At 58.3% G+C, this 13,725-nt stretch carries 7 protein-coding genes; all 7 read left to right on the top strand.

The window, feature by feature from the left end:
* Window positions 1–89: 89 nt before the first annotated feature.
* The 7 genes from K227x_RS03145 (at window position 90) to K227x_RS03175 (ending at window position 13,520) form a co-directional block, all read left to right on the top strand.
* The gene (locus tag K227x_RS03145) at window positions 90–3,671 is read left to right on the top strand and encodes a PSD1 and planctomycete cytochrome C domain-containing protein (protein WP_145168035.1); all 3,582 of its coding nucleotides are present in this window, start codon (window positions 90–92) and stop codon (window positions 3,669–3,671) included.
* A gap of 4 nt (window positions 3,672–3,675) precedes the next feature.
* Window positions 3,676–5,100 carry a DUF1501 domain-containing protein gene (locus K227x_RS03150; RefSeq protein ID WP_145168036.1) on the top strand — a complete coding sequence of 475 codons (1,425 nt, stop codon included), beginning with the start codon at window positions 3,676–3,678 and terminating at the stop codon, window positions 5,098–5,100.
* A gap of 282 nt (window positions 5,101–5,382) precedes the next feature.
* Window positions 5,383–5,568 carry a hypothetical protein gene (locus tag K227x_RS03155; RefSeq protein ID WP_145168037.1) on the top strand — a complete coding sequence of 62 codons (186 nt, stop codon included), beginning with the start codon at window positions 5,383–5,385 and terminating at the stop codon, window positions 5,566–5,568.
* An 850-nt stretch (window positions 5,569–6,418) separates the two neighbouring features.
* A complete protein-coding gene (locus K227x_RS03160) occupies window positions 6,419–7,624 on the top strand; it encodes a DUF1559 domain-containing protein (protein ID WP_145168038.1) in 1,206 nt (401 codons plus the stop codon).
* A 267-nt stretch (window positions 7,625–7,891) separates the two neighbouring features.
* Entirely contained in the window at window positions 7,892–9,430 is a 1,539-nt protein-coding gene (locus tag K227x_RS03165; RefSeq protein WP_145168039.1) for a family 16 glycoside hydrolase, read from the top strand.
* Window positions 9,431–9,768: 338 nt separating this feature from the next.
* A complete protein-coding gene (locus K227x_RS03170; RefSeq protein ID WP_145168040.1) occupies window positions 9,769–12,015 on the top strand; it encodes a tetratricopeptide repeat protein in 2,247 nt (748 codons plus the stop codon).
* Between the two features lie 80 nt (window positions 12,016–12,095).
* Window positions 12,096–13,520 (top strand): polysaccharide biosynthesis/export family protein, encoded by a 1,425-nt coding sequence (locus K227x_RS03175; protein ID WP_145168041.1) that lies wholly within the window; start codon window positions 12,096–12,098, stop codon window positions 13,518–13,520.
* The last annotated feature ends 205 nt before the right edge of the window (window positions 13,521–13,725 follow it).

Here is a 13,725-nt window from a genome sequence, read left to right on the forward strand (position 1 = left end):
AGCGGATCGCGGTTAAACTTAGGTAGCCCCAGGCACCCCGCCTTTTGCCCCCCACCCAACGCCCCGTCATCGAAGGTGACCCGATCACCATGGTTCGAAGATTTGACTTCTGTTCCTTGCTGAATGCCGCTGGGCTAAATGCTGCGGGGCTGAATGCCGCTGGGCTAAATGCCGCGGCGATGAATGCTGCGGCGATGATCGTCGTCATGATGATCGTCGCGGGGACCAGTTTCCCTCGTGCCGCTTCGGCGGGGGGGCTGACGCCGCGTGAAGAGTTTTTTGAAAACCAGGTGCGGCCACTGCTGATCGGGCGCTGTCAGGAATGTCATGACGCGTCGCTGCAGGAATCGGATCTGCGTTTGGATAGTCGTGCGTTAGTGCTGCAGGGCGGGATCAGCGGTCCGGCGGCAATCGCTAGAAACGTCGATGAAAGTGCGATCATTCAAGCGGTGTTGGGGCAGGGCAATTTCCAGCAAATGCCTCCCGACGATCCGCTTTCGCAGGGCGAGATTGCGATCCTGAAAAAATGGGTGCGGATCGGCCTGCCTTGGCCAGGCGACGATGATCCCGTCGCGCCCGCTCTGGGCGACCAGGTCGCGATCGTCCGCGCCGCGCAGTCTCACTGGGCGTTCCTGCCAGTGGTCCATCCCACGCCTCCGGACGTTTCGGGATTGCCATGGGCGGGTGACCTGGCTTCAAGTGACCAGCGTGTTTCGGGAGACGAGATCGATTCCGCGAGTGCGGGGAGCGTCACGGATGTGCATCCGATCGACGCCTTCATTTGGGAAACCCTGCACGATCACCAACTGCAACCCAATCCACCGGCGGCGCGTCGGGTTCTGCTGCGACGATTGTACTTTGATCTGATCGGGCTTCCGCCGACCAGCGAACAGTTGGATGCACTGGAGCAAGACTCGCGTCCCGATGACGTGGTGCTGGGCGAATGGACGGACCGGTTGTTGGCCAGTGAACATCATGGCGAGCGATGGGCACGTTACTGGTTGGATCTGGCTCGCTATGCCGACACTCGCGATTGGCAGGCACAGGCTGAACTGCGGTATCCGTACGCCTATACGTACCGCGACTACGTGATCCACAGTTTGAATGACGACAAACCCTATGACCAGTTTGTCAAAGAACAGATCGCAGCGGACCTGTACCTTGATCCGGTTTCGACCGATCCAGCAGCGGTTGATTCGGTCGGGGCGGAAACGCTAGCGGCGCTCGGCATGTTGACCGTCGGGCCCCGGTTCCGAAACAACCAATTGGAACAGATGGCGGACAAGATTGATGTGGTCTGCCGCGGGCTGATGGGGATCACGGTCGCGTGTGCACGATGCCACGATCACAAATACGATCCCGTCCCCATCGAAGATTTTTACTCGCTGTATGGCGTGTTTGCCAGTTCGGTCGAACCGCAATCGCTGCCAATCATCCCGGGGCATCAGCCGGCCGGTGACATCGCAGCCGATTTTCAGGCCCAATTGGCTGCGGCCCAAGGCGTGCTAGCCGATTACAAGGAACGCCTGAAACAGCAGGCCGACAAGGCCCTGCGGTCGGATCTGCCCAAGTACTTCGACGGATTTGTGATGATGACGATCCAAAAGAAGGCCGATATCCGCGGCACGATCAGCAAGTTGAAAGTCGAAGACATCGTAATGACGCCGCTGAACAATCGCTTGGCTCAGTCGTTGAAAGACAAGCGGCTTGCCAAGCATCCGGTGCTGGCCCCCTGGCAACAAGGGTTGTCGATCTCTGCCAAGCAGTTTGCCGATCAACGCCAGGATTTGATTCGCCAGTGGTTGGCCGATCAGGATCTGAACGCTCGTATTCGCAGCGGAATCGAGTCCGCGCCGCCGAAGACTCAGGGCGATTTGGTGGCGATCTATGCGGATGCTTTCGACCATGTGATCGGAAACGCGAAAGCGGTCGGCAAAGCCAACGCCAAAGGCGATCCGAAGTCACCGCCAAAGATTGCCAAGTTGGATGCCGATGACGAAGCGATCCGCCGTTTGTTGTTGGGACCCGGTGGTTGGCTTGACTTGGATGTCGAGGCCGTCGCCAATGCGTCCAGGTTGACGGGCAAGGGCCGCAAAGCACTTGGCGACCGGCTGAAAGCGATCACAGAAGTCGAAGCCTCGCACCCCGGCGCACCACCCAAGGCCATGTCGTTGGTCGATTTGGAAAAGCCGGTCACGCCATTCGTCATGCTGCGAGGCGAGCCAGCCCGTCGCGGTGATCGTGTGCCAAGGCAGTTCTTGGAACTGATCGCAGGGCCGGATCGTCAGCCGTTTCGTGTTGGCAGTGGACGTCGTGAATTGGCCGAAGCGATCGTCGACCCCAGCAATCCATTGACCGCTCGCGTGGCCGTCAACCGGGTTTGGGCACGCTACTTTGGCGAAGGACTTGCACTGTCGTTGGACGATTTTGGGTTGCGGAGTGATCCGCCCAGCCATCCCGAACTGTTGGACTGGTTGGCTGCCGAATTCATTCGCAACGGTTGGTCGATGAAGTGGTTGCACCGCACGATTGTCACTAGCCAAACCTATCGCCAATCTGCCGCGGCACGCGACGATGGTTTGCTGGCTGATCCGACGAACCGATGGCTGTGGCGACAGAGTCGACGGCGTTTGGATTTCGAAGCGATGCGGGATTCGATGTTGTCGGTCGCCGGTGTCTTGGACCCAGCCATCGGTGGTCGATCGATTCGGCTCAGCGAGCAGCCGTATTCGTTCAGGCGATCGGTGTACGCCTACGTCGATCGAATTGAACTGGATCCGATGTTGCGGACGTTTGACTTTGCTTCGCCGACCGCGTCATCGGCATCTCGCGCCGAAACCACGATTCCCCAGCAGGCGCTCTTCGGGATGAATCATCCGCTGGTCGCCCAGTTGTGTCGCAGGATCGCAGCGGATTGTCGTGACGGCCTGGGACGGCCGGGCAACACGGATGGCACCGCACAGGTGCAGTCGATTTATCGACGTGTCTACGGGCGGGCACCGACAGCGCAGGAATTGTCGGTTTCGCTGCGTTTCATTCACCAGGCGGAGAATGATCACAGCACGTTCGAATCCACGTGGCAGTATGGGTACGGGCCACTTCGATGGAAGTTCGCACCGAACGGCACTCGCGGTCCCGCAAACGGCGGCTTCACGCCCTTGCCGCATTGGACAGGGGCGTTCTATCAGGCCAGTGATCAGTTTCCCGATCCGGTACTGAAACATGTGCGAATGACCAATCGTGGCGGGCATCCCGGCGATGGTGATGCAAAGAGTTTGATTCGTCGCTGGACCGCACCGGATGACGGAGTCGTGTCGGTATCCGGCACGCTGAAACATTCACGCGACGGCAGCGACGGGGTGGTGGCTGCCGTTCGAACCCGGGTGGATTCGACGGGTTTTGTAGCAGCCCAGTCAACGGTGGAAACGGCCGTCGATCGTATCGAAGTGAAGCGGGGCGACGTCGTCGACTTTGTCGTTTCAGCGGGGCCGACCACGCGCGCCGATTCGTTTGCTTGGACTGTGGTGGTGCAGGGAATCGAAGGCCAACTGGCAGGCCGGACGTGGGACTCGGTCAGCGATTTTCAGGGGCCGCCGCCGCCCCCACTGAGCCCCTTGGCCCAGTTGGCGCAGGGGCTGATGTTGACCAACGAATTTCTGTATTTGGATTGATTCGATGCATGCGAAATGGACCAATGATCGCCGTCAAATGCTGGCCCAATCCGGCTTGGGAATCGGCATGTTGGCGCTGGCCGGTGTGCTTGCCGACCAGCAGGGTGGATTGGCGGCGCAGCCCGGGGCGTCAATCGATGGCACTTCGTTGGGGGCGCGGTCGCCGCACTTTCCAGCGTCAGCCAAACGTGTCATCCATTTGTTTGCCAACGGCGGCCCCAGCCAGATCGATACGTTTGATCCCAAGCCCAAACTGGCCGAATTGGATGGCAAAACACTTAGCGACAAATTGGGCCGTGATCGCCGTTTAGGTGGTGTCGCCCGACCGTCTAAATTCCGCTTTGCCAAACGAGGGCAATGTGGAACCCAGGTCAGCGAGCTGTTCCCCCAGATCGCGAAACATGTCGACAAAATGTGTGTGATCCGTTCGATGGTGACCGATGTCCCCAACCACGAACCGGGGCTGATGATGATGAATTGCGGCGACATCGTTCGTCCGCGACCAAGCGTGGGTTCATGGGCCCTGTATGGGCTGGGGACCGAAAACCAAAGCTTGCCGGGTTACGTCGTGATGTGCCCCAGCGGGCTGCCCACCGCGGCCACTGCAAACTGGCGAAACGCATTCCTGCCAGGGATCTATCAAGGCACACACGTCGATACCAAGTTCACCGACCCTGACGATCTGATCGCCAATATCCAGAACAAGTTCTTGGTGCATTCCCAACAACATCGGCAATTGGATTTGGTCCAACAACTGAATCATTTGCACATGGATCGTCGGGATGATGATCCGCAACTAGGTGCTCGCATCGAATCGCTGGAGCTTGCGTTTCGGATGCAGGGCGAGGCTCGTGAAGCGTTCGATATCTCGGACGAACCGGCACACATTCAATCGATGTATGGCGACTCGTTGCAGGGCCGGCAAATGCTGATCGCACGACGGCTTAGCCAACGCGGTGTCCGTTATGTCCAGGTGTATCACGGTGCCGGCCAGCCCTGGGATTCCCATGCTGCGATCGACAAGAATCATCCCCGTTTAGCGAACGAGTGCGACCGGCCAATCGCGGCACTTTTGCAAGATTTGGACCAACAAGGACTACTGGACGAGACCTTGGTGATCTGGGGAGGCGAGATGGGACGCACGCCAACGGTGCAATTGCCGGTCACAGCCAACCCGGGACGCGACCACCACCATGACGGATTCACCATCTGGATGGCGGGCGGCGGTGTCCGCGGTGGGATGACCTACGGATCCACCGACGAAGTTGGATTGAAAGCAGTCGAAAATCGTGTCCATGTGCACGACCTGCACGCCACGATTTTGCACCTGCTTGGTTTCGACCACACTCGGTTGACCTACCGCTATGCCGGTCGTGACTTTCGATTGACCGATGTCCATGGAAATGTGGTTCACGACATCATCGCGTAGCGGCATCCCAATGGGCGATCGACGTCTGACGACTTGCCGAGCGACAGCAAGTTGGATGCGAAACTGCGAGAAATTTTGAACGCAGTGGTGGTTGGTGTAGTTGTGGTCGGTTTCAAAACCTGCACACTTAATGGGACTGGCACCTCCATGGAATTGCTGCTTGGCCCCCGTGGGGTGGTGGCGGCGGTTGCTGCGTTGCTTCGCCCGTGCGGTTGGTGTCGCTGGTCCTTTGCGATACCTTGCGTCATGACTGTTTCTGATTGAATCACTTGGAGATCTTTGATGAAGATTGCAACCCTATCCTTCGTTTTCCTGTGCGTATTTGCTCCTTTGGCGATGACCAGCGGATGCAGCGGCGGAACCGAACCTGTCGTCATCGAAGGTGGCGAAGAAATGATGACCGACGCCGAAGAAGAAGCGTACGAAGCTGAAGTGACGTCCAGCGCAGAAGACGAAAGCCAAAACTAGAAATAGCGACTCGATCGCTAAAACGGAATGGTTTCGACAGCGAATCTCGAATCGAAACCGGTTACCCCGCGTCCCGACGCGGGTTTTTTTATGCGCAGTTGGCTGCCGAAATCGGATTCCGCCGTGTTCGGACGAACCCATCCAGCGTGTCATTGGGGACTACAACGACCGGGGCGGGAACCTGCGTTCGCGATTTTGTCTTCCTCCTTCCCCCCCCACGCATCGGTTGGATCAGCCTTCTGTTTCAGGGGCCCGCGGATCGAATTTATCGCGTTCTGGGTTGGGATGCAGATCAGCCCTGGTTGCCGATGTCGCGCAGAGCTACGCCCGCGTGGATCGCGGCGGTTTGCCAAGGCTGAACGGCATCGCATGAGCCGGCGATGGGGCCATCCCCGCTAGTCCACGGCACCGAGCATGGCAACGCGGGACCCTTCGGGGGGGTGGTTCTGCGCCGATGGTTGCGGTCGTTCGTCGCACCCGTCCGCAATAATGAACCTCTCGGATCGCTGCTGCGGCGCATATTCTTCCGGAATCTTCTCTTTGGCGGACCTGCGACATTCCTGGTTGGGGGGCTTGGGGCACGCTGGTGGGATGCCGCCAATTCGCACGAAAACTGCACGAAATACGGTGTTTTTCGTCAATTGCAGGCCGGGGATCCACTGCGTCGAGTCCAGGAAATCGACGATCGAATGCCGAGATCTGTGTTGCGCAATATCACGCATTGGATGGGAAATTGCCCTTGGGCTTGATTAGTGGAGCCTGTAACGGCTAACCTGTTGTTTCCACGAGACGAAGGTCTCGATGGCTTTTCTAAACTTTTCTGTTTCTAGTTCTAGATTTTGGTGTTTCTATGAGTAGTCATCGTTCGCGTCAGGGTGGTTTCACTCTGGTCGAGCTGTTGGTCGTTATCGCGATCATCGGCGTTCTTGTTGGGCTGCTACTGCCAGCAGTCCAGGCGGCCCGCGAAGCGGCCCGCCGAATGAGTTGCAGCAACAATTTCAAGCAAGTTGGCTTGGCGTTGCACAACTATCACTCGGCCTTCAACGCGTTACCAACGCAAGCAGGCGGTACCTTCAACCCAGTCGGCAATGGCAGCAGCGGCAACAACGACGATTTGGACAACAATCGTCGTCGTCAAAGTTGGTTGATCGGCATCACGCCGTTCTTGGAGCAGCAGGGTTTGTGGGAACAGATCTCAAACCCACTGGATTACCAAGGCAATTTTCGGTTTGCCGCGATGGGGCCACGTCCTTGGGACGGTCGCTACACCCCTTGGATGACCGAGATGCCGACACTTCGTTGTCCAAGCGACCCAGGTGTGGGCTTGCCTGCGATGGGACGGACCAACTACGCGGCGTGTATCGGTGATTCATCCGACTGGGTGAACCACGGCTATTGGCGTTGGCAGGGTGGGAGTTGGAACCAGGGGCACATTGCCGCTGCCAATGCTTCCAATCGAGGGTTCTTCTACAACCGCCGCCAAATGAGGTTCCGTGATGTTTTGGACGGACTGTCCAATACAGTTGCATGTGGCGAGATCGCTACGGGGCTAGGCGACGGCGACATCCGTACCCAGCCTTACTTTGGAATCGGTTGGGGCACCATTCACGGCAACCCGAATGCTTGTCAGGATGATGGAACGTTGATCGACCCACTGCGTCCTCTGTTTTGGACCAGCGGTTTGACGACGGCCAATCCTGGTGGGCGAAGCTCCGGATGGCGTCGTGGTTACCGTTGGTCGGATTCGGTGCCGTGTTACACCAGTTTCACGACCATGACGCCGCCTAACCGCGAAGTCTGCATCGGTGGTGGTGGTGACTTTGATACCGGCAATTTGCCACCCAGCAGCCGTCACCAAGGTGGTGTCCACGTCCTGATGGGCGACGGTGCCATCAAGTTCATCACGGATTCGATCGAAGCGGGTGATTCGCGTCACCCAGTGGTCAAGGTCAACGGAACTGGACCGGGAACGGATCCAGGTTCACCAAGCCCCTACGGTCTGTGGGGTGCTTTGGGCACACGTGCTAACAAGGAAACCGTCAGCGGCGACTTCTAGGGTTCGCTGACTCCTGTTTCATTCGCATCGCCTCATCGATCCATCGGATCGGTGAGGTTTTTTGATGCCTCGCTGCAAGTGTCAGGTCTGGTCGATCATGGGTGGAAATCCGGCGGTTAGCTATGTGCCGGATACCAGTCCCTGATTTGGCGCCATGGATGGGTGTGGATGCGGTGTGTCGGCTTTGGCTCGGGGAACGCCATCGGTGTAGACTAGTGGCACGGATCGTTCCGCTGCCCCACCACTTGCCCGAACAAACAGATCGATATGAAAATGACACTTCGCCGGTTTTCTAGGAATGCGGCTTGTTTGCTCGCTTTGCTGCCCCTTTCACTAGAAGTTCGTGCAGCCGATGCGGAAGATGCGAAGCCGATATCGGTGCTGTTGATCGACGGACAGAACAATCACAAGTGGCAAGAAACCACGCCGGTGATCAAGCAAACGTTAGAGGCCTGTGGGGAATTCACCGTCGACGTCGTCACGGCACCCGAAAAAGGCGGCGATATGTCCGCCTTTGAGCCCAAGTTCGATGGATACGACGTCGTCGTTTCGAACTACAACGGCGAACCTTGGAGCGAGGAAACTCAGGGAGCTTTCGAGAGTTTTGTGGCCGGTGGAAAGGGCTTTGTCAGTGTCCACGCTGCCGATAATTCGTTTCCGAAATGGGATGCGTACAATCGCATGATCGGACTGGGAGGCTGGGGCGGTCGCAACCAGAAAGACGGACCCTATGTGCGTTGGAAAGAAGATCAGCAAAAATTTACCCGGGACATGTCGCCCGGCAATGGCGGGACCCACGGGAAACGAGTCCCCTTTGCCGTCGTCATCCGCGATAGCGATCACCCCATCACGCGTGGGTTGCCCGGGACATTCATGCAGACAGCCGACGAACTGTACGGCAAGCTTCGCGGGCCAGCCGAAAACATGCATGTTTTGGCAACAGGGTTCAGCGCACCGGCGACCGGTGGTACCGGCGAACATGAACCGCTGTTGATGACGGTGTCCTTTGGCGAAGGCCGTGTGTTTCACACAACGTTGGGCCATGACGTGGCAGCGATGCAAGGCGTCGCGTTTCAAGCCACACTAGAGCGTGGGACGCAGTGGGCTGCGACCGGCGACGTGACGCTGCCCGCGGTGGATGCGAAAACATTGACTAGCGAATCGGCAGCCCAACGCGATCCCTCGCAGGCATCAGCGGAACCCGCCGTCGCGGATTCGAAGGCCGTGCCGGATATCGACGCAGATGGTTGGGTGTCGTTGTTCAATGCAACGGATCTGACCGGCTGGACTCAGAAAAACGGCACCGCCACCTACCGTGTCGAGGACGGTGTGATCGTAGGACGCACCGCCGAAGGAAGCCCCAATTCGTTTCTTTGTACCGAGAAGGACTACAGTGATTTTGAATTGACGTTCGAAGTCATGGCCGATCCAAAGTTGAATACCGGGGTTCAGATTCGTTCGATTAGCAAGCCGGAATTCAAGAGTGGGCGGGTGCACGGTCCGCAAGTCGAGATCGAAGGTGCGCCAGGAGAAAGCGGATACATCTACAGCGAAGGTACCGGTCGTCTATGGATCACCAAAGATCGTCCAATCGACGATGCATTGGTCAACGGTCAATGGAACCGATACGTCATCCGCGCCAGCGGTGATCGGTTGCAGACTTGGGTCAACGGCGTTGCGATCGCCGATATTCGCGATCCCCAATCCAGCATGGTGGGATTCATCGGATTGCAGGTGCATGCGATCAAGAAAGAATCTGGGCCGATGGAAGTTCGTTGGCGTGATCTGCGGATCCGAGAACTGTAGGCTGAATTTCGCAAGTCAAATCATTGGGCGAATGACACGCCCGTGCCGATGGCGTTGGACAGCAACCGACGGACTTGGCGATTGCCCGAGTTGGTCGGATTGTTCCGGTCGGGTTATGAGGTTCGTAGCGCTGGAACATCATGTTCGGCGTTTGTGTTCTGTCGCGTTCGCTTAGGTCCTGGCGCATGCGATGGGCGGAAATGGATTTCACCGATCGGGTGAATGACAATCAGTCACCGGTTGGGGGCTGACGCGTCGATGCCAATTCTACGTGCTTCTAGGCGGATCATAAGGATGTGATCCATCGAGGCATCGATCTGAATTGGGATGCTTGTGTCATGGATGAACCGAATCGCAGCATGCGTCGAGCCAAACGTATAGCGATCGCAGCAATGATCTGTTGCTCGTCACATCACGTTTTGGCGGATGGTGCGGATTCGATCCAGCGATCCCAGGCAGGCGTCACCAGCGATTGGGCGTCCCACGCACAACCCAGCACGCTTGCCAGCCTATTGGCGCATGGCCCGAGTGGAACGACTCACCCAGTGGTGCAGCGTGCAACCGTTGCCCGCGAACCGGCTGCGCCGATGCCGTCCAGCATCGCTGAAATTCTGAAGCAATCCAAACCGCAGATTCCCCAACCGGATGATGCAAAATTCCGTTCGCCTGATGATCCGGATGCCACCCCAGTGGTCAATCGATTGGGCGTCAAAGAATCCAAGGACGCGTTGACTTCCCTGGCCGAGACAAGTGTCGCCAATGCCCAGGCGGCTTCCGAAGAGGCTGGGAAACGCGTCGTCGCGCAGCAATCTTCTGGGTCCGGATTCGTGTTGCAGCGGTTGATCGTGAAGCCGGTCGCTGCCAAGGTCGCTGCTACGAACGGATCGAACGCGTCGAACCCATTCCCATTGCCCGCCCGTCCGGAACCACCACGCCCGAAACCACCACGTCCGGAACCACCACGTCCGGCTACTGATGCGGCAGCCGAAATCGCACGCGAAGCAGAACTGGATTACCAATTCGCGCGCCAAACATTTCAGATGTTGGACTCTGGCCTCGCCGAACCGGCCCCAACTGCGAAACCGCCAGTGGTGGATCAGCCAACGGCGAAACAGGCCGCTGCGAAACAGGCTGCTGCGAAACAGGCTGCGGCGCGCGAGCCAGTGACGAATCGGCCAGTCACGAATAATCGGCCAGTCATGAACGGGCGCAGGCCGTCCTATGCCGTTTCAAATCCGCCGGCTGTCCAGAAGGCAATTGCGGACCAAGCGAACACGGTCCAAGCAATGACGGGCCAAGCAATGACGGGCCAGCCAAACACTGATTCGCCCCTGCCAGCGCAGGTTGACAGAGAGTCGGTGCCGCAGATCACATCGCAGGACGACGGCACCGCGTCGATCGCATCCCAATCGTCGGCCGCGCCGGTGGACAACGATGTTGCCATGATGGTCATGCCACCGACGGCGATTCCGGCACTGGATCGGACCAGCGATACCGCGACCGCACTGCCGTTGGCTAGGCGTACGGGGGTTTCGGTGCTGGCCCATTCCGAATTGATTTCGGAACGATCCGCCCTATCCACGGACGTTCGATTTCCGTCGCCGGTGGTTCCGGGACAATCTTTCGGGATGCATTCCGCTGGGGCTTCGGCACTGGGCGATGCCAATCGGCTTCGTGAAATGGCTCACATTGCACTGCAGGACGCCAAGCAAAGTTTGCAACGCGGTGCCACCCATTCGGCTCGCAAGCACGCGACCGAGGCGCTTCGGCATACGGTCAACATGCACGACGCACGCGAAGGTGGGAACCTGCATGCCAAGCATCTTCAAACCGCATTGGATGCGATTCGCGAATCGGCGGATTTCTGTGGTCGGTTCGGTTCGGTGGATTCGCGCTCGATGCAGCGAATGGTTGCTGTGCACGCAACCACGGTACTGAAGCAGCAAGACGTCAGCCGCATTTCGTCGATTCGGGCGACCGAAGCCTATTTGGATGTAGCGCGGGAACATCTGGTTTCCGCGGCGGGTGAATCCGTCGAGGCCTGTGATGCGTTGATCATGTTGGGGATCGTCGAAAAGAACGTTGCCGAGTCGGGGGATTCGCACGCCGGTGCGGTTGCCATCACGCTGCAACGTTCGGCGATTGAAGTTTCTCCCGGCAGTGCGGTTGGCTATCGCGAACTGGGGAAAACATATCTTGAACAGGGGCTGGGGGCACAGGCTGCTTGGTCGCTGCGCGAAAGTGTTCGTCTACGTCCTTCGCGATCGGCCTATCAGGGGTTGCTAGAGGCGTCACGTCGGATGGGTGACGCCGATACGGCTCGCCAATGCGTGGCAGCATTGAATGATCCTGATTTGCCCAGCGGCATTGCGGTCAAGACGCTGCGTCCCGAGGCCTTTGCAGCCAGCTACCATCCGTCGCCCGCGGCGATCCAAACCATCTCGCAGCGTTCATCGGCAGCGAATCAACAGGCCGCTGATTTGAAGGACGCCGATCCATCGTCAGCATCCGATAGCGATCCTGCCGCAACGAAAGATGATCGAGTCACCGCTCGTTCGATCTTCTCGTTCGGACGCCGAAAGTAACCCCTTTCCACCGGCGATCGATTTCGACCATCCTTTCCTGACGGCCCGCTTGAACGTGCCTTGTAAAACGAGAGACAGCCATGGTGAAAATGCCCCTTTCCCTGCGACAGAGTCTGTTGTTGGCTTGCCTGATTTTCAATGCAGGTGTGCTGGATGCCCGAGCGGCAGGGGATGAATTCGTTCCGCCGGCACCACAGAAAGCGACACGACCAAATTCGCTTTCCAGCGATGGGGAATCGTCGGCGAGCACACCGGTGCTGCCTGTTGGGTCCGCTTTGTCAGCCGATTTGGGATCCGCAACTTCGTCGTTGAATGCTTCGGCGGCGGTCCCGTCGTTGGCCGGCGCATACGCGGCGGCCGACCGGGCTGATGTATCGGCAAGTCTGGTGTCCCATGGATCGAGTGCCTGCAGTTGTGGCCAGTGTTTGCAGTGCACCGATCGGAGGCCCGATACCATGTTGGGCGGCGTCGGCATGGTGTTGGGGGTTGGGCCGTGTCCGACCGGATCGCAGTGCTGGCAATGCCCCTACGATTCACCATTCGACGTTCATGGACCGGGCGAGTATGCCGGCCCGTCACGGATGCATCGGATTCCCGAATACCGACTTCGAACCGGCGATTCGATTCAATTGACATTCATGGTCACTGCGCTGACCAGCGAAGGTGCCTATCGATTGGTCGTCGGCGATGAACTGTTGATTGAATCGGAGGCGGACGATGATCTGACCCGTGGGACACTGGAACGCGGGTTGAAGATTCAGCCCGACGGAACGATTACGTTGCGTTTGATCGGACAGGTCCATGCGGCAGGACAGTCGGTGGATCAACTGCGTGAATTGTTGGAAAAGAAATACACCGAGTTCTATCCGACGCCTTCGATCGATGTCACGCCGGTCAACACCGGTTCCGCAGCCCGCCAGGTCCGCGAAGCGATCAGCGGTGCCGGTGGATTTGATCCTCAGCAGATCCAACAGACGATCACGCCAGCCGGTGAAATTCGCCTGCCCAAGATCGGCAGTGTCCAATCGCAAGGTCTGACATTGGATGAATTGAAACAGGAAATCAATCTGCGGTACGACGCAGCGGTCGGTGGGCTAGAGGTCGAACCTTCGCTGTTGTCACAGGCTCCCCACAATGTGTTCGTTCTGGGGGAAGTCGGTCAGCCAGGTCGTTTCGAGATGGACAACACACCAACCACCGTGTTGGGGGCAATCGCCATGGCCGGCGGTCATCGCACAGGCGCGAACATGCGTCAGGTCGTTGTTTTTCGACGGGGTGATAGCTGGGAATTGACGTCGACGGTTCTGGATTTGCGTGGGGCCGTGCTGGGCCGCGAAGCGCACCCGCGCGACGAAATTTGGGTTCGCGATGGCGACGTGATCATTCTGCCAAGCACGCCGATTCGGCTGTTCGATAACTTTGTGCGTCAAGTCTTTACCGAAGGGATCTACGGCATCATCCCGATCACCGCATCCTATAACTTCGGCGGCAGTTTCAGTAACTAAGGACCATGTGAATCACGTCAAAAGCGAGCGAAACTCGCCCGGAGTTTGTCGATTGAGTCAGCCGCGATCGCGTAAGCGGCCGGGGATCTCCCCCCCCCCATGCCCGTGGCCTCACGGCCAGCGGCTCACCATTGCCGTTGAATGTTCGATTCAATCGACAATGTCTTGGTGACTTCCGCGTGCGCGACGCTGCACAGCGTTCTCT

Source organism: Rubripirellula lacrimiformis (assembly GCF_007741535.1).
Lineage (GTDB): Bacteria > Planctomycetota > Planctomycetia > Pirellulales > Pirellulaceae > Rubripirellula > Rubripirellula lacrimiformis.

Excerpts from the sequence above, each read along its gene's own strand:
- K227x_RS03150 (WP_145168036.1), top strand. The coding sequence starts at position 3,676 with ATGCATGCGAAATGGACCAATGATCGCCGTCAAATGCTGGCCCAATCC.
- K227x_RS03175 (WP_145168041.1), top strand. The coding sequence starts at position 12,096 with ATGGTGAAAATGCCCCTTTCCCTGCGACAGAGTCTGTTGTTGGCTTGC.
- K227x_RS03160 (WP_145168038.1), top strand. The coding sequence starts at position 6,419 with ATGAGTAGTCATCGTTCGCGTCAGGGTGGTTTCACTCTGGTCGAGCTG.
- K227x_RS03170 (WP_145168040.1), top strand. The coding sequence starts at position 9,769 with ATGGATGAACCGAATCGCAGCATGCGTCGAGCCAAACGTATAGCGATC.
- K227x_RS03165 (WP_145168039.1), top strand. The coding sequence starts at position 7,892 with ATGAAAATGACACTTCGCCGGTTTTCTAGGAATGCGGCTTGTTTGCTC.
- K227x_RS03145 (WP_145168035.1), top strand. The coding sequence starts at position 90 with ATGGTTCGAAGATTTGACTTCTGTTCCTTGCTGAATGCCGCTGGGCTA.
- K227x_RS03155 (WP_145168037.1), top strand. The coding sequence starts at position 5,383 with ATGAAGATTGCAACCCTATCCTTCGTTTTCCTGTGCGTATTTGCTCCT.